The 21,957-nt window shown below is 54.5% G+C and carries 15 protein-coding genes; 7 read left to right on the top strand and 8 right to left on the bottom strand.

All coding sequences use genetic code 11. The features are described from left to right. Positions 1-58 precede the first annotated feature (58 nt). The 4 genes from fliF to HEQ61_RS02405 all read right to left on the bottom strand — a co-directional run bounded on the left by fliF (position 59) and on the right by HEQ61_RS02405 (position 6,970). On the bottom strand, positions 59-1,675 hold the full coding sequence (gene fliF / locus HEQ61_RS02420; RefSeq protein WP_168019130.1) for a flagellar basal-body MS-ring/collar protein FliF: 1,617 nt from the start codon (positions 1,673-1,675) through the stop codon (positions 59-61). A gap of 266 nt (positions 1,676-1,941) precedes the next feature. After that, positions 1,942-4,128, bottom strand: coding sequence for a flagellar hook-basal body complex protein (locus HEQ61_RS02415; protein ID WP_168019129.1), 2,187 nt, complete (start codon positions 4,126-4,128; stop codon positions 1,942-1,944). 133 nt (positions 4,129-4,261) lie between these two features. After that, positions 4,262-5,374, bottom strand: a complete 1,113-nt coding sequence (locus tag HEQ61_RS02410) for a FlgD immunoglobulin-like domain containing protein (protein ID WP_168019128.1) — start codon at positions 5,372-5,374, stop codon at positions 4,262-4,264. A 21-nt stretch (positions 5,375-5,395) separates the two neighbouring features. Continuing rightward, positions 5,396-6,970 (bottom strand): flagellar hook-length control protein FliK, encoded by a 1,575-nt coding sequence (locus HEQ61_RS02405; protein ID WP_168019127.1) that lies wholly within the window; start codon positions 6,968-6,970, stop codon positions 5,396-5,398. A gap of 501 nt (positions 6,971-7,471) precedes the next feature. Here HEQ61_RS02405 and HEQ61_RS02400 point away from each other — a divergent pair. Beyond that, positions 7,472-7,744, top strand: coding sequence for an HU family DNA-binding protein (locus HEQ61_RS02400; RefSeq protein WP_066135973.1), 273 nt, complete (start codon positions 7,472-7,474; stop codon positions 7,742-7,744). 91 nt (positions 7,745-7,835) lie between these two features. On the opposite strand, the gene HEQ61_RS02395 is transcribed toward HEQ61_RS02400, so the two are convergent. Next, complete coding sequence (locus tag HEQ61_RS02395; RefSeq protein ID WP_168019126.1) at positions 7,836-8,549, bottom strand: response regulator; 714 nt, start codon at positions 8,547-8,549, stop codon at positions 7,836-7,838. A 125-nt stretch (positions 8,550-8,674) separates the two neighbouring features. Beyond that, a complete protein-coding gene (locus HEQ61_RS02390; protein WP_168019125.1) occupies positions 8,675-9,196 on the bottom strand; it encodes an invasion associated locus B family protein in 522 nt (173 codons plus the stop codon). 274 nt (positions 9,197-9,470) lie between these two features. Here HEQ61_RS02390 and HEQ61_RS02385 point away from each other — a divergent pair, with 274 nt between their 5' ends. From HEQ61_RS02385 to rpe, 4 genes are all read left to right on the top strand, one after another. Continuing rightward, entirely contained in the window at positions 9,471-11,585 is a 2,115-nt protein-coding gene (locus tag HEQ61_RS02385) for a bifunctional diguanylate cyclase/phosphodiesterase (RefSeq protein WP_168019124.1), read from the top strand. Positions 11,586-11,887: 302 nt separating this feature from the next. Further along, positions 11,888-13,870 carry a transketolase gene (tkt, locus tag HEQ61_RS02380; RefSeq protein ID WP_168019123.1) on the top strand — a complete coding sequence of 661 codons (1,983 nt, stop codon included), beginning with the start codon at positions 11,888-11,890 and terminating at the stop codon, positions 13,868-13,870. Between the two features lie 66 nt (positions 13,871-13,936). Further along, on the top strand, positions 13,937-15,001 hold the full coding sequence (gene fba / locus HEQ61_RS02375) for a class II fructose-bisphosphate aldolase (RefSeq protein WP_168019121.1): 1,065 nt from the start codon (positions 13,937-13,939) through the stop codon (positions 14,999-15,001). Between the two features lie 51 nt (positions 15,002-15,052). Further along, positions 15,053-15,700 (top strand): ribulose-phosphate 3-epimerase, encoded by a 648-nt coding sequence (gene rpe / locus HEQ61_RS02370; RefSeq protein ID WP_168019120.1) that lies wholly within the window; start codon positions 15,053-15,055, stop codon positions 15,698-15,700. 57 nt (positions 15,701-15,757) lie between these two features. On the opposite strand, the gene hemA is transcribed toward rpe, so the two are convergent. Then, a complete protein-coding gene (hemA, locus tag HEQ61_RS02365; RefSeq protein ID WP_168019119.1) occupies positions 15,758-16,978 on the bottom strand; it encodes a 5-aminolevulinate synthase in 1,221 nt (406 codons plus the stop codon). Between the two features lie 104 nt (positions 16,979-17,082). Beyond that, a complete protein-coding gene (locus HEQ61_RS02360; protein ID WP_168019118.1) occupies positions 17,083-18,564 on the bottom strand; it encodes a thioredoxin-like domain-containing protein in 1,482 nt (493 codons plus the stop codon). A 162-nt stretch (positions 18,565-18,726) separates the two neighbouring features. Between HEQ61_RS02360 and HEQ61_RS11465 the strand changes: the two genes are divergently transcribed. Beyond that, entirely contained in the window at positions 18,727-19,563 is an 837-nt protein-coding gene (locus tag HEQ61_RS11465; RefSeq protein WP_168019117.1) for a universal stress protein, read from the top strand. Between the two features lie 220 nt (positions 19,564-19,783). Further along, positions 19,784-21,919 (top strand): YgiQ family radical SAM protein, encoded by a 2,136-nt coding sequence (locus HEQ61_RS02350; protein ID WP_168019116.1) that lies wholly within the window; start codon positions 19,784-19,786, stop codon positions 21,917-21,919. Positions 21,920-21,957 lie beyond the last annotated feature (38 nt).

Raw genomic sequence — 21,957 nt, 5'->3', positions numbered from 1 at the left:
CTGTCAGGTATGCATCAACAGGCCAGAACATGTGCATGCCCGGGCACAAGCCCAACCTCTATGCGGCCTCCTGGTACAGCCAGTTACGAATGATCGACACGGCCTCTTCCGGATGCTTGTCGACAATCTCCCCGATCTTGCGCAGGGATGATGCTTTTACGCGGCCCTCAACCTTGTCGATATCAATCAGCTCGTCAGAAATGTCCTCTTCCTCCGGAATGGGCGCTGGGCCGGACAGCTGCGCATTGGGCATTCCATCTGCGGTCAGCAGCTGGTTGTCTTCGCTTGCTGCCATGCCCTCGAAGGCCCGTGCCACCAAGGGACGCACTACCATCAGGATGATCAGGATCGCAACAATCGCAACACCAAAGCTTTCAGCCATACGCATGACTTCGGGTTTGGTGAAACCCATGAACATCCATGGCGCTTCCAGATCGGCCTCGTCCAAAGCCTGGAACTGCATGTTGACCAGCTCAACCTGATCGCCGCGCGCGGCATCGAAACCAATGGCCGAGCGTACAATAGCAGCCAGCTTGTCCATTTCTTCGGCGGGACGAGGCTGGAATTGCCTTTCTCCATTGTCCCCTGTGCTGTAAATGCCGTCAACAAGGACTGCGACAGACAACCGCCGGATTTGGGGGCCTTCCTTGACTTGGTTGGTAACCTTCCGGGAAATCTCGAAGTTTGTTGTTTCCTCGGTCCTGTTTTCCCGCGATGTGGCGGCAGGCCCACCGGAGGCCGTTTGTGCATTGGGCAAATTATTGGCAACGCTGACATTGCCAGGATCATTTTCCGATGATTCGTTGCTTTCCTGACGATTTACGGTAGATCTTGCTACCTGGGCTTCTGGATCGTAGATTTCTTGGTTGGTCACAACTTTGTCAAAATCGATATCGGCGCGGACTTCGGCCCGAATCTTGCCCAGCCCCACGACATTTTCCAGAAGCTGTTCCAGGGAGCGTGCGAGTCGTGCTTCTTCCCTGCGGCGCATCTCTTCCTGGGTATTGAGCTTGGCGACGCCTTCATCTTCCATACCCGGTGTCAGAAGGGTTCCCCGATCATCCACGATAGAGATCCGTGCTGGTTTCAGGCGCGGCACCGAGGCGGCGATCAGGCGCTGTACGGCATTGGCTTGTTCACGGGACAGGCGGCCACGATGCATTTTGATGAAGACGGCAGCAGATGGATCCTGCGTTTCGCGGGTAAATACCTCCCGCTTGGGCATGACGAGGTGTACGCGTGCCGCCTTGACTCCCTCTATAGCCATGATGGTCCGTGCCAGCTCACCTTCCAGTGCCCGCACTTGATTGACGTTCTGCATGAAGTTGGTGGCGCCCAGACTGTCCATTTGGTCGAATACTTCGTAACCAACGGCCCCGCCTGTTGCAGATGCTTTTTCGGCAAGTTGTACCCGAAGTTTAAGAACCTGGCTGGATGGTACCGCAATTTCAGTACCGTTGTTGCGGAGCTCAAAAGGGACTTTCTGGCTTTCCAGCTCGGAAATAATGGCTTTTGCATCGGCTGTAGACAAATCGCCAAACAGGCGTTCCATAGGCGGTGTGCCCAGACGTGTGGCAAAATAAACAAGAAAGCCAAGAAGGCCGATTGCGACGCCAGCCAAGGCAGCCAAGCGTGCCGGTCCCAGATTACGCATTTGCTGAACAAATGAGTCCACAGTCCGCTTCCCGCCAAGCCATATCCCGGTTTATGCCCGAGACTGTACGTTTCTGAAAACAAGGGCAAGATCACCCCTGCACCCGTACTCAGGAGGCTATGCTGTGACGGTGAACAACCGGTTAATACCGGGCAATTTTTGCCTGGCATGATGGCTTTCCGGACAAGAGAAACGGGGCTACAGGAAAGCTCCGTGACGCAAAAGCCCGGAGCTTTCCTGTAGTTACCAGCACAGACAATCTGCACACATAATATCAGTCAGGATCATCAGCGCTTGATGTTGACCAGTTCATCCAGCATCTGGTCGGTTGTGGTAATGATTTTTGATGCTGCTGAATAAGCTCTCTGTGTCGTGATCATCGTGGTGAATTCTTCCCCCAGATCAACGGTCGAAGCCTCCAGAGATGCACCGGATACAACGCCGGCTGTTCCGCTTCCCGCTTCGCGCAGGGTTGGCAGGCCGGACTGGCTTGTTTCCTGGAACACGTTGCCGGTTTGGCTGTTCATGCCATTTGGGTTCACAAACGTGGCCAGCGGGATCATGAAGATGGGAATGGTGACCCCGTTGTCAAACCGGGCTGTTACAACGCCATCTTCCCCGATTGTCAGACCGGCAAAGTTACCGAATTTGTTACCGTTTTGGGCAACCTTGTTCAGCTGATAGGCCCCGGCTTTTTGCTGCATGGCTTCGTTAGGGCTGTTGTAGTTGCCCAGAAACAGGGCAATACCGGGGCTGCCGCCTGTCAGTGGCGTTGATCCATCCATATTCAGGGCCCCGTTGGCCCAACCAACGCGAACCCGCAAGCGGGGGTCAACGGCTGTTGTTTCATCCGATCCGTGCAGTTCATTAATGGTACCATCCCCATTGAACTTGACGGCGGGTGGCTCACCCCCGGTAGGCTTGATCCACGACATGCTGGGGCCAAGGGCTGGTACCGTAAAGACAGTGCTCTGGAGAACAGATTTCTGACTGTTGATGTCTTCCAGTGCGGATGCATCAACAGAAATTTCCTGACCGGGTATAGCCGAGAACTGACGGAACATAATGCCATTCTCCCCTGCTACCCGGATGGCCAGATTAGCAGGAGGAGAGGGAGGGAACCGGCCAGCAACATCATTCAGCGACGCGGAGGAGGCCGTATTGATCATTTTGCCAAGAATATCCAAGATCTGGCTCAATGATTTACCGGTGGTGTTGATGACGAACTCGTTGGGTGTTCCGCTTCCAATTGTTACGTGAGCTGGTGCTGTTGCAAACGTGGTTCCTGAAACCGCGCTTATCTCAAAGGATGATTGAATATCCCCTGCCGAACTTGTTACCCAATTTCCTGGTCCAAGGCGAGTACTGAAATAGGATTGTGCTGTCTGAGCGATCTGATTGGCTATAGCTGCGGCCCCTGTGAGGCCGCTTACGTCAACTTCGGTTGCATTACTTGCTGGGCCGGGTGTCCGAATGGTAAAGGTAATACCTCCTATTACTATCGTATCTCCGTTTGCTCCCGCTGCATTTGCCGTCACGCTGTTATTCTTGGCTCCGTCATCACGGTATCCGCTGGTTGGATTTGCCGTACTGAAGCGGAATGTGTAGTTGTTCCCGCCCAGAGCCATTGTCATAGTTTTACCATTGGCGGGGATATTGCTGAAATCAATCCGTCCTGCAGCGAAGTACACGCGTTTGGCGTCTGTCTGGTCATCAAGGGTCAGGTATGTGGTTCCTTCCGGCGGCATTGCCTCGTAGTCCCACTGGTTTTGTCCCCGCTTGATCCATGAAAAGTTCAGGTTGTGGCTGTTTCCAAGGCTGTCAAAAATCGGGGCGTTTGTCTTCTCGGTGGCACCGACCAGAGCGCCGGAAGGCAGATTGGCGGCAATGGACAATATCGAGGTTGCACGTGCAGTCCCCCCGATGCTGCTGAGGTTCATAGGCTGCAGATTGACATTATCAATGGCGTTATCGTTCATGTAGTACGTTTCGCCAAGATTGTTTTTATACGATTTCATATATGTATTGCCGTCTTTGACAACGGTGGCTGCACTTAATGATCCATCCCAGTTTTCCAAGGGCCACCCTTGCAGATAGTATCCGCCAACGTTTTGCAGATATCCGTCTTTATCGATCTTGAAGGAGCCGGCCCGGGAATACCCGAAGCCCGTGGAGTTCAGGGCCTGCTTTGACACGACAAAGAAGCCGGCACCGGATATGCCAACATCGGTTGAGGAAGTGGAGGATTGCAGAAGCCCCTGTATGTCAACCCCAGTGCGGGGGCGTGACTGCACACCGCCGGCGCTGTAGGAAGTTGACGAGACCTGACGGGTCACAAAGGTGGAAAAGTTTGTCTTTGTCCCCTTGTATCCGATCGTGTTGATGTTTGTGACGTTGTCGGCAATTGCCCCCATGGCCGTAGACTGGGCGGACAGGCCGGACACACCGGCAAACAGGGCTCCGTACAGCGACATTGGTTGAACTCCTTGCTTCTTGCTCCATCCCTTTTCGCCTCTGTTCGGGACGGAAGATCACTCTTTCTGCTTTCTGACTGCTCCGGGGCGGATACTGTGTCCGCTCATGTGGACAGTCTTTCTTTGTCCTGACCTACACGCCTGCCGCTGCCAGGATGGCAGAAACCGGAATGGTTGATGTGCCCATCACGACCATTGGTGTGCCGCCGGCATTGCTGACTGCGGTTACGGTTCCAAAGGTTGTGGTGGCAATATTCTCCAGCAAGGTTTCTCCTTGCTTGGCTGTGACCCGTACAGAGTAGGGACCGTCTTCCAGAAGAAGCCCCTCGTCATTGGTACCATCCCATTCCAGGGTATGGTTTCCGCTTCCGGTACGACCGTCCAGGGTCCGGACAACAAATCCGTCACTGTCCACAATGCTGATTGTTGTGCTGTCTGCCATTGACGGCAGTGTATACCCCAGTCTGGCCTTGCCATTTTGCAGGGTCAGCATATTGCTTCTGACCTCGACGCTTTTGCCCACATAACCAAGGGCAGAATCCAGGGAGGCATTCTTGCCGTCCCATGTGGCAGAGATGGACAGGATCTTGGAAATCGGGACACCGGCCTTGTCCATGACCAGAAGCACTTCACCATCCTTGCTGGTGACGCCTGTGACCTTGCCAAAGGCCGTGGACCACGTTTCGACAGATCCCTTGTCGTTTGTGGCCGTGATGGCAAGGTTATAGGTTCCGTCGGGCAGCTGGTCGCCGTTGTCGTCCTTGCCATCCCAGCGGAAGTCGTGCATCCCGGCCGATGTTTCACCATTGAAGGAGCGGACAACGCGCCCGGTGGCGTCTTTGACCAGAATACCAACCTGCTTGGCCGCTTCACGCAGGCCGTATGCAAACCGGCCTTTTCCATCCTGAAGGGGAACCTGGTTGCTTTCTGCTTCCACGTAATTACCGATATAGCTGACAGCTGTTGCGGCCAGGCTGGCATTCTGCGCAGCGACCAGTTTATCGAGTTTCTCGTTTTGTGACATTTGCTGTTCAACTTGTGCAAATTGAACCAGCTGCTGGGTAAATTCTGTTGAATCCATCGGCGACAGGGGATCCTGATGCTTCAGCTGACTGGTCAGAAGCGTCAGGAATGTGTTCAGGTCCTTGGCCAGCTTGTTCCGTGATACATTCTCTTTCCCACCATTTTCTTTGGTGAGCTGCTGGTAAAGAGCCTGATCATGGGCCGAAGCACTTACCGATGGCATGGTCTCTCTCTCCGTCCAGATCTAGATGCGGACATCAACGCCGCCGCGGGCTGCGGCTGCTGTTCTGCGCAGGCTTTCGATGTCCGGTGCTTCTGCCAGGTCATCGTCCAGGGTGTGACGGTGAGGGTCATAGGGGGTGCCAGCCCCTTGGCGTCCGCCGTCATTCTGATCGGCTTGCCGTGGGTTTCCCTCACCACGTAGGGAGAAATTCAGACTGCCGCTGTCTGCCTTCAGCCCCGAGTCCTGCAGGGCACGTTCCAGGTTGCGGGCATCTGCCTTGAGAAGATCCAGCGCGTCCCGGGTCTCCGCAACAACATGTGCGCTGACCCGTCCTTCATGGACTTCCAGACGGATATCAACTTTCCCCAGCGTTTCGGGGCGCAGCTGTATGCGAATGGTATCACCGTTGATGGCCCCTTTGGTTATCTTGAGCCGGATCTGCTCGACCGGACTGGGGTCAGGTGTCTTGGGTGTTTGTGTCGGTCTGAAAGTAGACGTAGTTCTGGATGCTTCGCGCTGCTGCTGGGTTGTTGCACCAGTTGCTTGTGCGGATGTTGCCTTTGAGCCTGACGCGGCTTCGGCATTCTGTCCGGATGATGCGTCAAGGGTCGTGCGGAAGGAGGGTGTCGATGTACTGGTTGTTCCGGCTAGAGCTGAACCGCCGTTCTGGAGGCTGTTCCCTTGCGGAAGGTGTTGTGTTGTCTTGCCATTCTGGCCTGTTCCGTCGCCGTTGTTGCCATTCTGGCCGGTCGTTCCTTGATCTGATGCCTGTGATGCCAGTGTCCAAGATTCTCCCTTGGTGGACTGGCTGAAATCATGTCCTTGGTAGCGGGCTTGCCCATCGCGGGCTTCTGCCCGCACGGTTACTTTTATACCCCCCTCTACAGCATCTCCGACGGCAGCCTCGATGCCTTCGGACTGCGCGATATTGGCTGTCCGGAGATCTTGTGGCCGTATCTGGTTCTGCTTTGCCTCTTTTTGATCGGTGGGTTCTGTGGTTGCAGCCTGTAAATCAGCAACGGGGTTTATCGGTCCTTGGCGTACAGACCCATCAACCAGACCATTACCGGCCTGTTGTGGCCCGTTTAGTTTGACCTGCGCCCCTGCGTTCACACCCAGGGACTCATCACCCTCTGATGTGGCAACAAAGGACATTGCCTGTGTCTGCGAGACCAGCGGAACCAGTGCTTCCGTAGCCCTGTCCTTCCCTTCCGACCTATCCGAGGAGGAGGACTCAGTCTCACTCCTGCTGGTGTTGTTTTTGCGCTCGGTATGGGTAGAGCCTGTTGAGGCCCGTGCTTCATCCCGTTCTCCTGCCGTCCGTCGTGGCTCTGTACGTTGACGTACGCTCCGCTGGGATGGTTCAGGCCGCTCGGCGCGTTCAATGGTGCGTGTTACGGAGTGGGCCGCCGTCAGGGTATCGGCAGACTGGATCAATTTCTCACGCAGGGCATCCGTGCCATCCGTCAATGCACCCTTGGCCAGAAGAGCGGCAAAGTCCGGGGTCTCTCCATCAAGGGAAGGTGTGGCATCCGGGTTTGCCGGATTGCTTGACTGATTCGAAAGCGCTTTCGTTTTGACCGCTGACACATCCATTGTTGGCTATCCCTGACTTTGTTGTCCCATTTATCTGTCGTCCCGGGGCAGACAGGTGCTCCCACCACCAGTGCAGCAAATGGTGTGCCAGATCAGTTTTGGGCTGTCGCGGGGGCTTCTTTTATGTTTGGGCGGTTGTTGTGGTTCGCCTTGGCGTACGACGCGGTAAATATTGCCGCCTGATGGGGTATCTCCTGCCGACCTTGGAGGATACTGACTTCAGGCTTCCTGCAAGGTAAAACATCATTTGTTCTTTCTATGTTCTGGTTTGGTGGGTGAGAACAAGGGGGATGTGATGAAAAAATAAACTGTCAAGGTAGGAAACATGTGCCTTTGGTAAGGGATTCTCTTGCGTCCGGGCGTGAAGCAGATGAAACTGCCGCCTCGACCAGGATGTTGGTTTCGGAGGGCATGGTTTCCCGAAGAGGCCTGCCCCACCAAGGGTCGGGGGATGGATTGCTATTTGCCATTCGTTGTCTGAACGCAAGGAGATCTTGAGTTATGAACAAGAGCGAACTCGTCGACGCTGTATCCAATGAAGCCGGCCTCAGCAAAACAGATGCTGCCCGTGCTGTTGATGCACTTTTTAATGCTGTGACCTCTGCCCTGAAGAAGGGGGACGAGGTGCGTCTGGTTGGTTTCGGGACCTTTGCCGTGTCCAAGCGTGCGGCCCGTACCGGGAAAAATCCGCGCACAGGCGAAGAGATCAAGATTGCTGCCAGCAAGCAGCCAAAGTTCCGGCCGGGAAAGGCCCTCAAGGATTCGATCGCCTGAAGAACCCTTGGCAGATTACGGCCAACAGAAGACCCTCCTGCTTTTTCTGGCAGGGGGGTTCTTTATATCCTGATTCCGCTGGGTCAGAATATCAGGAGGGTACCTGTTCTGCCTCACGTCGCGCAGCATAGATGGCTTTTGCCCGGCTGCTGACGGCATAGGCTTTTAGAATAGCTGTAATGTGTACTTTTACAGTCGATTCGGCAACACAGAGAATTTCTGAAATCTCGCGATTGGAGTATCCCTCGATAACCAGCTCCAAGACCTCTGCTTGCCTTGGGGTCAGGGTTGTTGCCCTGCCTTGTTCCACGAGAGGTGTACTTGAGGAAAAATTGCCGTGATCCGGCTTGCTGTAACCGGCAAAGGGCCTTTGTCCATGTTCGGTAGAGGAGGAGGGCGTTGTCCGGTATGCTGACAGCACCAAGGGAGGAATATAAGTACCACCTGAAAGTATCAAGGTGAGGGCAGCTCTCATAACATCTTCTGGAAGGGATTTTGGCAGATATCCGACGGCACCAACGCGCAAGGACCCAAGCGCGGTTTCAGGGCGTTCATCCGCAGAAACAACGGCCACCGGGCTTGGCGCAGCATGGTTTATTGCTTGCTCCAGACTCCCGATGCCTGATGTGCCTGGCATTGTCAGGTCCATCAAAATCAGGTCAATATCAGGGTGAGCACCGAGATGTCCGAGCAGCTCTGTCATGTCGGCAGCCTGAAGAACAGAAGCGGTACAATCAACTTTTTCCAAGGTTATGCTGAGTGCCTTGCGAACCAAGGGGTGATCATCTGCGACAAGAAATTTCATTCAGTGCTGCTTTTCCTCTGACAGAAAATACGGGATGTGGCTCAGGCCTTGATCCTGCTGTATGTAGCGGTCGAAAATATTCATCAAGCAATGCCTCTACGTTTCATTATCTGTACACAGGCGTGTTATTGCTTGCTGCTTGGCATGGCATTGATTCCCGCCGTCAAGCCATCAAGAGAGAGTTTTGCGCTGACTGTTTGCTGGTTGGGCAGCGTATAGGTCAGTATCATCTTTTTCCCGGCTTTCATTTTCTCGACTGCATCAGTGGTCAGCAGAACGTCTGTCATACAGCCATCGGGGATACAGCGTGTATAGGGCAGATCGGCAGGATTCTTGTCATCAATAGTTACGCGCAGGGGAATAAGAAGGATAATCCCAAGTGGAGCAACAATCCGCATGGATAGATCAGGTGTGTTGCCCTGTGCTGTGATTTCTGCCACGAGGATGACCTTTTTGTCTTCATCCAGGGCTTTCTGGTGCAGGATGCATTGCTTTCCATCTTCCCGTGTCAGGCAATGCTGGGTCCAGGAACCGTACGCTTTCTCGGAAATTGGGTTCTTCGCATGTGCGTCTCCGGCGGAGGCTGGTGTCGCAAGATGGACCAAGGCACATGCAAGAATGCCCGTTCTAGTCAATTTTCTGTTCACGGCACGTTGCTTTCAAAAGAGCCCGTATACAAGGAACGGCATAGCAGGAGAGTGGGGGGTCTGGCAAGAAAAGTAGGTTTTATACGGCTGTGCTTGACGTCCTGTGGGTCGACAGGCATTCTCCGTGGCGAGGATTCCAAAGGTATAAGTGGTATAAAAGTTATTGTTGCAGGGTATAATTAATCTTGTTTTTGCAAAGGCATGAAGTGTGGTGCCAGAAGTACGAAGGTGGACGGTGGGCAGTGTTTCTTCGTCAGCCCGGACGGAGCAGATCGTGCAATGTGCTGAGATAGAGTGTCTGGATGCTTCCCTGGACTTTGTTGACCTGTTCTCCGAGCCTGTTTTCGTGTGCAAGCAGGGCACTGTTGTGCGTTATAACCAAGCGGCCTTGAGTCTTTTCGGTGGGAGTTTGTGTCTTGGGGGGTCTGTCGCCGATCTTCTGGGGATGGCTGTGGGTGATCCAGCCTGTGCTGGACTGTCTTCCCTTGTATCCCGGGGGCCCATCAATGTCGATGTTCATGGAGAGGAAGGAAAGCTGAGTGCGGAGCTTCAGGTTTATCCTCTTCCTGCCGGCTTTTCTGATGAGGACGTTCCTTTCCTTCTGATTTCCTTGCGGGTCAGTTCGCGCTTCAGGGTTGATGAGGCATCTTCTTGCCGTCCTTCCCGGCTTGCTGCTATTCTTGACGCCGTTGTTGACGGGATTCTGGTTGTTGATCCAAAAGGGATAGTTGTTTCCGCAAATCGTGCTGCATTGCTGTTGTTCAATCGACATTCCGATGAAATGCAGGGGCTGGGGATTTGCGCAATGATCCCCCAGTTTGCCGCAGGGCGTTGGGCATCCTGTGTCAACGCATCCTGGCTCGTCGGGCGAAGCCAGGAGATGTCGGGTCGTCACCGCGACGGCACGTTGTTTCCTTTGGAGGTTACGGTAACCCACCTTGATGAAGGGGAGGGGCCGATGTTCGCGGTTGTCCTGCGGGACATCACGGACCGCTGCCGCTCGGAGCAGGCGGAACTGCGTTATATGGAAGCCCTTGAGCGTCAGATCGAGATGCGTACGGGGGAGCTGCATAAGCTTCACCGGCGCACCGAAGGAATTTTGAACTCTGCCAGTGATGCCATCATGGGTATTGATATCAATGGACGTATAACCTTTGCCAATCCGGTTGCGGGCGCCCTGCTGGGATATCCGCCGCTGTCTCTTCCGGGGAAGCTGGCAGATGATGTTTTTATCCATGGTGACGGGGTCCGTTCCGGGCGTAGTGTATTGGTTCGCGCGGCTCTGCGGCGAAGGCTGTTTCATGAGCGTATGGAACTTACCCTGTGCAGACGGGATGGTTCTTCCTTTGTTGCCGAATATTCATCGCGTCCTCTTGAAGACGATACGGGTATGATCGGTGCAGTGGTTGTCCTGCGTGATATCACAGGGCGCAAGGTTGCCGAAGAGCGTCTGGGTGTTGCCGCCAAGGTTCTGGAAACAACGGCTGAGGCCATATTTGTGTGTGATTTGCAGGGGCGCATCCTTGTTGCAAATCCGGCAGCAGTGTCCCTGTCTGGTGTGTCGGACCATGTACCTGTTGGTCTGTCGGTAACCGATATCATGTTCGGTGGTGACAGTCGTGGTTGGCCGTCGCTTCTGGACGGTATGCAGGCTCAGGAGGGGCACTGTCGTCGCGAAATGTGGTCTGTTCGCTGTAGCGGGGAGCGTTTTGCCCTGCGTCTGACTGCTTCAGCGTTACGCTTGACCGATGGGCAGCTGCATCGTGTGGTCTTGGTTGCCAACGATATTACCCAGCGCAAGCAGGATGAAGAGAAGGTTCAGTATCAAGCCAATTACGATGTTCTTACGGCCTTGCCCAACCGGAATCTGTTCAATGATCGCTTGGAGCATATGCTGCGTGTGATCAGCCGTACAGAAGGGTCTATTGCCCTCATGTTTCTTGATCTGGACGGTTTCAAGTGCGTCAACGATGATTTCGGGCATGAGGTTGGCGATATTCTCCTTCAGGAAGTTGCCCGTCGCCTTGTCTCGTGCGTCAGGGACAGTGACACCGTGGCTCGCTTTGGCGGGGATGAATTTACAATTATTCTGGGGGTTGTAGATGGATGCGAGGGCGCGGCCCACGTTGCCCGTCGCATTTTACAGGTTCTCGCGGCTCCCTACAGTTTGTTGTGCGGGCAACAAAGCATCCGGATACAGGATATCTCGGCTTCGATAGGCATTGTTATTCTGTCTGGCTGTGTGAGTGAGGATTCCTGTCATTTGCTCAGGAAGGCGGATGCAGCCATGTATCATGCAAAACAGTCTGGCAAGAATGGCTTTGCATTCTGGGATGAGGTGACAGGGGAGACAACCTGTGCCCATACGGTTGGCTGTAGGGGCGCGTAGTACGCGGGTTCCCAAGCGTTGGGAAAGGCAGTTTTACTCGTATAGAAAACGATATCTGTCTGTTTGCCAGACGTGGTATGGAGTGTCTGTTTTTGCTGCGCGGTGATTGTACCAGTGCCGTGTGGTCAATATGGAGGGACGTGCTACAGGTCTTTTTGCCGTGGAATGCCTTGTTTATACGTGGGTTTTAAGGTCACATCCCTGCTCCTTTGGTTCAGGTAGACTTTCATTCTGGTCGGCAGGTTATCTTCGTTGCGTCTTTCCGGTAAGCCTTGGTGAATTTTGACCGGAGTCCGAGAGTCATGAGTACCCCTGACCATGCTGAGATGGCCAATGCAATCCGTTTTCTGGCTGCAGATGCGGTTCAGAAGGCTAATTCCGGGCACCCGGGCATGCCAATGGGAATGGCAGATGTCGCAACTGTTCTTTTTACCCGATTCCTGAAATTTGACAGCTCTGCCCCCTGTTGGGCTGACCGGGATCGTTTTGTCCTTTCGGCAGGTCATGGCTCGATGCTGCTGTACAGTCTTGGCTATTTGCTGGGCTATGAAGACGTAACCCTGGATCAGGTAAAGGCGTTCCGTCAGTTTGGTGCGATCACGGCAGGGCACCCGGAATACGGCCATGTGTCTCTGGCAGAAACAACGACCGGCCCCTTGGGGCAGGGGATTGCCAATGCCGTGGGTTTCGCCTTGGCTGAAAAAATGATGGCTGCACGCCATGGCCGGGATGTGGTTGATCACTGGACCTATGTGATTGCGGGCGATGGATGCCTTATGGAAGGCTTGTCGCAGGAAGCCATAACCATGGCCGGGCATTGGAAGCTCAACCGGCTGGTTGTACTGTGGGATGATAATGCCATCAGCATTGACGGGCAGGTGTCCTTGGCAACCTCAGAAGATCAGCACGCCCGTTTTCGTGCAGCAGGTTGGAATACGGTCGCTGTTGATGGTCATCATCCGGAAGCGGTTGCCGCTGCGATTGAGGGAGCCAAGAAATCCGATCGTCCGACCCTGATTGCCTGCAAGACAGTGATAGGATTTGGTGCTCCGACTTTGGCAGGTTCAGAAAAAACCCATGGAGCCCCCTTGGGTGATGTCGAGCTTGCGGGTGCCCGTGCCAAACTTGGCTGGAATTGTGATGCTTTCGATATTCCTGCCCCTGTCTTGTCAGCTTGGCGCAAAGCTGGTCAGCGTGGCAGGGCAGAGCGTCAGGCTTGGGATAATCGTGTTTCTTGCTTGCCCGGTGAACGTCGGGACACGTTTCTTGCAGCTCTGTCAGGGGCATTGCCAGAGGGCTGGGAGCAGGGCCTGATCGATCTGAAAGCCAAGGCAGTTACAGAAAAAACAAAGGTTGCAGCAACCCGAAAAGCCAGCCAGATGGCACTGGATGCAATCGCCCCGTTTTTGCCCTCCTTGGTCGGGGGATCTGCCGATCTGACGCATTCTAATCTTACCCTGGCCAAGGGGATGATGTCGGTTCTCCCCGATGACGCCTCTGGCAACTATATTCACTATGGTGTCCGGGAACATGGCATGGCAGCGGTTATGAATGGCCTTGCCCTGCACGGTGGCTTCATTCCCTATGGCGGTACCTTCCTGGTTTTTGCGGATTATGCGCGTCCTGCGATCCGCATGGCAGCCCTTATGGGAATCCGGGTTGTCTATGTCATGACGCATGATTCCATCGGGCTGGGTGAAGATGGGCCGACCCATCAACCGGTGGAGCATCTGGTGTCCTTGCGTGCAATGCCCAATCTTTTGGTGTTCCGCCCTGCCGACATTGTTGAGACAGCGGAGTGTTGGCAGCTGGCCTTGGAAACCACAACCGGGCCAAGCCTTCTGGCATTGTCGCGTCAGAACCTTCCGTGTTTGCGTGACCGGGTCGATGAGAATCAGTCAGCGCGTGGCGCCTATGTTCTTGCCGAGGCAGCTGATGGGGTCCGTGACGTCACCCTGCTGGCTACCGGCTCGGAAGTTGAGATTGCCATGACGGCACGGGAAAGTCTGGCTGGTCGTGGAGTTCGGGCTGCCGTTGTATCAATGCCCTGCCAAGAATTGTTTGATGCCCAGACGGCAGAGTATCGTCGCTCTGTGCTGGGTGACGCTCCGCGCGTTGCTGTTGAAGCGGCAGCGACCTTGGGGTGGGAGCGTTATGTCGGGCTGGATGGCGCGATTGTCGGCATGAAGTCCTTTGGGGCGTCGGCACCGGCTGCGGATCTGTACCGTCACTTCGGTATTACAGCCGAGGCTGTTGCAGCAGAAGCCCTGCGTGTGATGGCCTGATCGTATTGGTGAATCGCGCTTTGTCGGTGCGGGTCACATAAACTGTTTATTAGAGGAGAGAGCTGAATGGCTTCCGTTACACTCCGCCAGCTTCTGGACCATGCAGCCGAATATTCTTATGGAATGCCAGCCTTCAATGTGAATAACCTTGAACAGGTTCTGGCCATCATGAAGGCTGCTGACAAAACCGATTCACCCGTTATTTTACAGGCCAGTCGCGGTGCCCGCAAATATGCGGGCGATGTCATGATCAAGCACATGATCCTGGCCGTGACCGAGATGTACCCCCACATACCGGTCTGTATGCATCAGGATCACGGTAACAGCCCTGCAACGTGTATGTCAGCGGTGATGAGTGGTTTTACATCGGTCATGATGGATGGATCGTTGGAAAGCGACGGCAAGACGCCCGCAAGCTATGACTATAATGTGCGTGTTACCAGGACCGTTGCAGAGATGGCGCATATGGTCGGTGTTTCTGTCGAGGGTGAGCTGGGCTGTCTGGGGTCACTGGAAACGGGAAAGGGGGACAAGGAAGACGGGCATGGGTTCGAAGGCACGCTTGATCATTCCCAGCTTCTGACAGATCCTGATCAAGCTGCTGATTTTGTTTCAAAAACAGGCGTTGATGCATTGGCTGTAGCTATTGGCACCAGTCATGGGGCTTATAAGTTCAGTCGTAAACCTACGGGCGATATCTTGGCTATGAACGTCATCAAGGCGATCCATGCCAAGCTTCCCCGGACTCATCTGGTTATGCACGGTGCTTCTTCTGTTCCGCAGGACTTGCAGGATATTATCAACGTGTATGGCGGTGATATGCCGCAGACCTTTGGTGTTCCTCTGGAAGAAATTGAGCAGGGGATCAAGTATGGTGTCCGCAAGATCAACATTGATACCGACAATCGTATGGCGATTACCGGGGCTATTCGCAAGGTGTTTGCGGAAAACCGGTCAGAGTTTGATCCACGCAGTTACATGAAACCAGCCATGGACGCCATGGAGAAGGTGTGTGTCAATCGCTTTGAACGTTTCGGGGCTGCCGGGCATGCGTCGCGAATCAAGGTCATTCCGTTGGCTGACATGGCCAAGCGCTATGCAGAAGCGGGTGCTTTGACCGAGGTTGCCTGATAGTCGGTGGTTATAAGAAGCGGTTTTAGATGTGTGAAAGGGTTGGCCTCCATGGCTGTCAAGATTGCCACCAGTATCCTGTCTGCTGACTTTGCCTGCCTTGGCGAGGAGGTGCGTGCCATTGATGCGGCGGGGGCGGATTATATCCATATTGATGTCATGGATGGCCACTTTGTTCCCAACATCACGATTGGTCCTGCTGTGGTAAAGGCTCTACGGCCGCATACCACCAAGACTTTTGATGTGCATCTTATGATTGATCCGGTTGATCCGTACATAGAGGCTTTTGCAGCTGCCGGGGCCGATATTATCACCGTGCATGCCGAGGTTGGTGGGCATCTGGACAGGACTTTGCAGCTGATCCGTTCCCTCGGCAAGAAAGTGGGAATCTCACTCAATCCGGCAACACCGGAGTCCGCTCTGGATTATATTCTTGATCGTTTGGATCTGATTCTGGTGATGTCCGTTAATCCTGGTTTTGGGGGCCAAGCATTTATTCCTTCACAGCTGGAGAAAATCCGCCGTATTCGCGCAAAGATCGGATCCCGCCCGATTGAGCTGGAAGTTGACGGGGGTATAACGTCGGCTGTGGCGCTGGAATGTGTCGAGGCCGGGGCTGATGTTCTGGTCGCCGGGAACGCCGTCTTTTCGGGTGGTTCCGGTCAGTACGCGGCCAATATCCGGGCCTTGAGGGCATAGATCCTGTATCATGACAGAAGGGTAGAGATAGAATCCCACCCTTCTGTCCATTGTGGGCTAGGCTGCAGCAGCCTTTGCTTTTATGCCCAAGCGTTCCCAAACTTGGACAAGGGCGTGACACAGGTGATCGATGTGCTCATCTGTGTGGCGGGGTGTTGGTGTGAAGCGCAGTCTCTCCGTACCTTTGGGAACAGTTGGGTAGTTGATGGGCTGCACGTAGATTCCGTGTTTCTCGAGAAGCTCGTCACTTGCTTGTTTACAGAGGGCGGGATCACCAACCATGACAGGCACGATGTGACTTTCCGAAGCCATAACCGGTATGTCCAATGACTGCAGGCGTTGCTTGAGTGTTCTGGCCCGCTCCTGATGGCATTCGCGGATGGTATTGTGTGTCCGCAGCCAGCGAATGCTGGCCAAGGCTCCTGCTGCAACAGCTGGGGGCAACGATGTTGTAAAAATGAAGCCGGCCCCAAAACTACGAACGAAGTCAACAATGTGTGACTTGGCCGTAATATACCCCCCTATGGTTCCTACGGCTTTCCCCATGGTGGCCTGTATGATATCGACCCTGTCACGAACGCCGTCGCGCTCTGCAACGCCTGATCCTTGTTCCCCGTACATTCCGACGGCATGGACTTCGTCCAGGAATGTCATGGCGTTATGATGCTCGGCCACATCTATGATTTTCTCGAGTGGGGCAATGTCGCCGTCCATGGAATACACGGACTCGAAAATAACTAGTTTGGGTGTGGTGCGGTCGTGCTGGGATAGCTGGCGATGCAGATCATCGTAATCATTATGCTTCCAGATATGCTTCGGTGCGCGGGAATGCCGTATTCCCTCGATCATTGAATTGTGATTGTCCGAATCGGAAAACAGAACCATGCCCGGAATTTGCGATCCCAAGGTCATCAGGGTGGTCATGTTGGCAATATAGCCAGATGTGAACAGCAGGGCGGCTTCCTTGTTATGCCAGTCGGCCAGCTCTTGTTCCAGAAGCACGTGGTAGTGGTTTGTACCGGATATGTTGCGTGTGCCCCCGGCGCCACCTCCGCAGCGGTCGATGGCATCCTTCATGGCCTCGCGCACCATCGGGCTGACCCCCATGGCCAGATAGTCATTGCTGCACCAGATGGTAATGTCCTGCACGGCTCCGTTACGGTGGCTCCGGGCTTTGGGGAAGGCGTCGACATAACGCTCCAGGTCGGCAAAAATCCGATAATTGCCGGATGAACGCAAACCATCCAGGCGGGACCTGAAGTAATCGTCGTAATTCATTCTCAATAATCCTCCGCCCGGACGACGCGGGCCAGCTTTCGGGCAAACAAGACCTGTTTATCACGCCTGTATTGCTTTGGGGCAAGGCAGAACAACAGCTTTGCTTACGAATACCACGATATCATCGTATTGTTGTGGCGATGAATTTCCAAAATTCTGTGATTGTTGGTGTCGCTGACCAGCAACCTGGACTCCCCGTCACACCAAATCCCGGCCGGTTCTCCCAGGGGTTGGCACAGCATGTCGGGGCATTCCAGCTTACTGTGATCAAGTGTTGTCACGACCTGAGTGGCCGTATCGATCATACGAATACAGCTGTTGTAGCTGTCGGCAACGTACATGGTCTTCCCATGGCCGCAGAGGCCCAATGGGTGTTGCAGGAGAGCCTGTTTGCCAGGCCCATCTTGTAAGCCGAAGTCAAATAATCCTTGCCCCGCAAGGGTTTCGACTGTATTCCGCGCAACAACAAGGCGCCGTATGGATGATGTTTCGCTGTCGGCGAAGTACAGCGCCTGTTCCTCTTCCCTCCAATATAATCCGCTGGGTTGGGCCAGAAGTGCGTGCCTTGCGGCTCCATCCAGTAGATCCTCACCCCCGCTTCCTGCCGCTTGACGGATCATCATGCGGTCAAGATCCAGGGCGAGGATTTGATGCGTGCCCGCGTTGGCAATCCACAGGGTCTGTTCGTGGATCTCCAGATCCCAGGGAGACGCTAGCGCCGTATGTGGTGCTTCGTGGGTGCCAAGGATCGGTGTGCCGCGTTGCCCATTGCCGCCCAAGGTTGAAGCATGCCCGCTTTTGAGATTGATACGGCGAACAGAGTGATTTCCTGTATCTGCAACAAAGATATCAGTTTTTGTGCAGACAAGACCCTGGGGGCTGTTGAAGCGGCATTTTTCCCTGTCTCCGTCTTGGTATCCCGGCTTGCCATTTCCGACCTGGAACAGCAGTGTTCCAGAATCATCCAGAACACTGATGCGGTGATGACCGGAATCAGCAACGGCCCATGCCGGGGTGCCACCGGCACGCGTACTGTTCGGGATTGGCTTGATCTTGCCGGGAAAGCGCAGATTTCCGCTGCGCTCCAATGGCGTCGAGAGATGTCGTTTTACTCCTGTCCCTTTCTGGCCTTGTTGGTTTATCTCGGTAACAATGTCCCGTACGGCACTTTCCAGGCGTTCAGGGTCAGGTTCTCCCTCCAGACGTCCGATGATTTTTCCGTCAGGGCCAATAAACACCAGTGTTGGCCACGCCCTGACAGCATACTGATTCCACAGGATATGGTGGGGATCATGAAGCACAGGATGTGTCAGATCATAACGCTGTACGGCACTGCGTACAGCGTTCGCATTTTCCTCGGCCATAAATTTGGGAGAGTGGACGCCAATGACAACAACATCATCGGGAAATGCATTTTCAATCTGTTTAAGCGTTGGCATGACCTGAATGCAATTGATGCAACAAAAGGTCCAGAAATCCAGAATAACCAGACGCCCCCTGAGATCTGACAGCAGCAGAGGCGACGGAGTATTGATCCAGACAAGGTCTTTGCCTTTCAGCTCAGGTGCATGGACGGGGCCGTACATGATTCCGGATACCTCGCGATATATGGGAAATGATAGCAGACAAGGCAGGTGATTTCGGTCTGTGTTGTACGAACGGGGGTTGAGGAATGCGTACATCCGGGTATGATGCCAGAGACAGTTTTGTGTACCTGATATAATCCGGGACTATGCAGGAGATTGTGCGTGTCATTCAAAGATATTCTCGTGATTGCAGATACGACACCCGGGTTTGCGCTGCGTCTGGATGTTGCCCTGAAGCTTGCTGTGCGTTTTGATGCCCATGTCACGGTGCTTTTTGTGCGTCAGTCCCCCTCTTTCCCGCCTTTTATTGAAGGGCAGGTTGCTGCTGATTTTCTGGAAGCCGTAGAAGCTTGTTCTATCGCCGCCCAAGGGGAGGCAAAAGCTGTTTTCGATGACAGGGCGTCCCGTTATGCCAAGGCATATTGGAAACAGCTTGAAGGTGATTTGGTCGACGAGGCTGTTCATCATGCCATGCATGCTGACTTGACTGTTGTTGGGCAATATAACCCCGATGATCCGGCAACAGACGCACAACGGAACCTTTCTGATCTTCTGCTTCTGGATTCCGGCGCACCTGTTCTGGTTCTGCCGGGATCGGTGCAGGTTGATACGCTTGGTGACCGGATTGTTGTAGGCTGGAACTCAAGCCGGGAGTCCTGTCGTGCTGTTCATGACGCGATGCCTCTGCTGAAGGCTGCGCAGCGTGTCGAAGTTATTGCGGTGGACGATACACGTCATGATGAGAAAATCCGCCAGGATGATGCACAGCTTACCATCATGCCCAATCTTTCCCATCATGGTGTGAAAGCCGACGGAAAAGTGGTTGGAGATGTATGCTATGACATCGGGCAGACCTTGCTGCAGTGTGCTCAGGCCGCCAATGCAGATTTGATCGTGACCGGAGCCTGGGGGCGTTCGCGTCTGCGCGAAATGGTTCTGGGTGGCGTGACCAGCCATTTGTTGCGTCATGCCGGAATTCCTATCCTGATGTCCCACTAGGATTGTGGTCCCGGATTCGGACAGGTTATTGATCCAAGGGATGATTCGTGGGCTTTGAATAGCGCCATGGTTGTTGTCGGGTGCCTTATAAAAAGGGCATCCGGCGGTTTTGGGTTCCGGAAGGCAGGGTCTTTCTTGACCCTGCTGTGCTCTCGCGTATTGTCCGCACCCGGGCTGGAAACACCCTGTTCCGGGTGTTTTCGTGTTGTCAGGAGAGAGTATGGACAGCGCCAAGGCCATAACATCGTATCGGAAGCACTGGGCCAGTCGGTTTGGGACAGCGCCGTTTCTTCCCACAAGTCGTGCCGAAATGGATGCGCTGGGTTGGGACAGTTGCGATATCATCCTTGTGACCGGGGATGCTTATGTCGATCACCCCAGTTTCGGCATGGCGGTTATTGGGCGCACGTGGGAAGATCAAGGCTTTCGTGTTGGTATCATTGCCCAGCCGGACTGGACAAACCCGGATGCTTTCCGGGCTCTGGGTCGTCCCAACCTGTTTTTTGGGGTGACGGCCGGCAATATGGATTCGATGGTCAATCACTATACCTCGGACCGCCGCATCCGCCACAATGACAGTTATACGCCCAACGATGAAGGTGGGAAGCGTCCTGACCGGGCTGTGATTGTCTATTCACAGCGTTGCCGCGAAGCATGGCGGGACGTGCCGATCGTTATTGGCGGTATAGAAGCTTCGCTTCGCCGGATTGCTCATTATGACTATTGGTCAGACAAGGTGCGCCGGTCCGTTCTGATGGACAGCAAGGCTGACATCTTGTGCTATGGCAATGCCGAACGTGCCATTGTAGAGATTGCCCATCGTGCTGCCCGGGGTCAGCATCCGCGCACCATGACGGATATAAGGGGCGTTGCCGTCATGCGTGACTCCGTTCCCGAGGGCTGGGTTGTGCTGGATGCCAGTACGATTGATTGCGCCAGCCGCCATGTGGGAGAGGGTGCGGAAGTGGCTGGTGGCGAGAGTGCTTTGCGTCGGGTGAATACGGCTGATCATCCTGCGGAGAGAACGGTTGTACGTCTTCCTTCGTTCGAATCCGTGGCAGATGACAAGGTGCTGTATGGTCACGCTTCGCGTATCCTGCATCTTGAAAGCAATCCCGGTAACGCCCGGGCTCTGGTCCAGCGTCACGGGGACAAGGAGGTTTGGCTGACACCTCCGCCTATCCCCTTGACGACGGCGGAAATGGATCATGTGTTTGGCTTGCCTTATGCCCGTGCCCCTCATCCGTCGTACGGTGATGCACGGATACCTGCTTGGGAGATGATCCGGTTTTCGGTCAATATTATGCGGGGATGTTTTGGTGGGTGTTCTTTTTGCTCCATTACGGAACACGAAGGCCGCATTATCCAAAGTCGGTCCGAGGCATCGGTCCTGAAAGAGATTGAATTAATCCGCGACAAGACCAAGGGTTTTACCGGTGTTATCTCCGATCTGGGTGGTCCTACGGCAAATATGTATCGTCTGGCCTGCAAGGATCAGGCTATCCAGGATGTGTGCCGTCGGCCATCCTGTGTGTATCCATCCATTTGCAGCAACCTGAACACAGATCACAGCAGTCTTGTCCAGCTATACCGCAAGGCCAGGGATATTGACGGGATCAAGAAAATCCTGATTGCGTCCGGTTTACGCTATGACCTTGCAGTCCGAAGTCCGGAATATGTGCGGGAACTTACTACGCATCATGTGGGCGGTTATCTGAAGATTGCGCCCGAGCATACCGAAGAAGGTCCCCTGTCCAAGATGATGAAGCCGGGGATCGGGACCTACGAAGCGTTTCGTACCCTGTTCGAGAAATACTCCCGCGAGACCGGGAAAGAGCAGTACCTTATCCCCTATTTTATTGCGGCTCATCCCGGCACAACGGATGAGGACATGATGAATCTGGCACTCTGGTTGAAACGCAATGGATTCAGGGCCGATCAGGTTCAGGCTTTTCTACCATCCCCCATGTCGCTGGCTGCGGCCATGTATCGCAGCGAGCGCAATCCGCTCAAGCCTGTGAAACGCGATGAGGGAGACATTGTGTATACGCCCCGGGGCTTGAGGCAGCGTCGTTTGCACAAGGCATTCCTGCGTTACCATGACCCGGAAAATTGGCCCATGCTGCGCGAGGCGTTACAGCGCATGGGGCGCGCAGATCTTATTGGAAATGGCAAGAAGCATCTTGTGCCGTCCTGGCAGCCTGCAGGGACCGGAAGACAGGGGGGGGAGGGAAAGCGTACCGGGCGCAAACACGGTACGCAGTCATTCTTTACCACGCACGCCGGGCAGGGGCGTCGTCCTGCGAACGCTTCCAAGACAGGAAGGGTGAGGGCACGCCACGTGCCCTCACCCTGAGTACCGAAGCCCGGGAAAGGAAAGGGGCTTGTGTGCAG

It is taken from the genome of Haematospirillum sp. H4485, from assembly GCF_012102745.1.
Classification (GTDB): domain Bacteria; phylum Pseudomonadota; class Alphaproteobacteria; order Rhodospirillales; family Rhodospirillaceae; genus Haematospirillum.
Note: the sequence above shows the minus strand (reverse complement) of the source record. Positions and strands in the feature narration are given on the sequence as shown.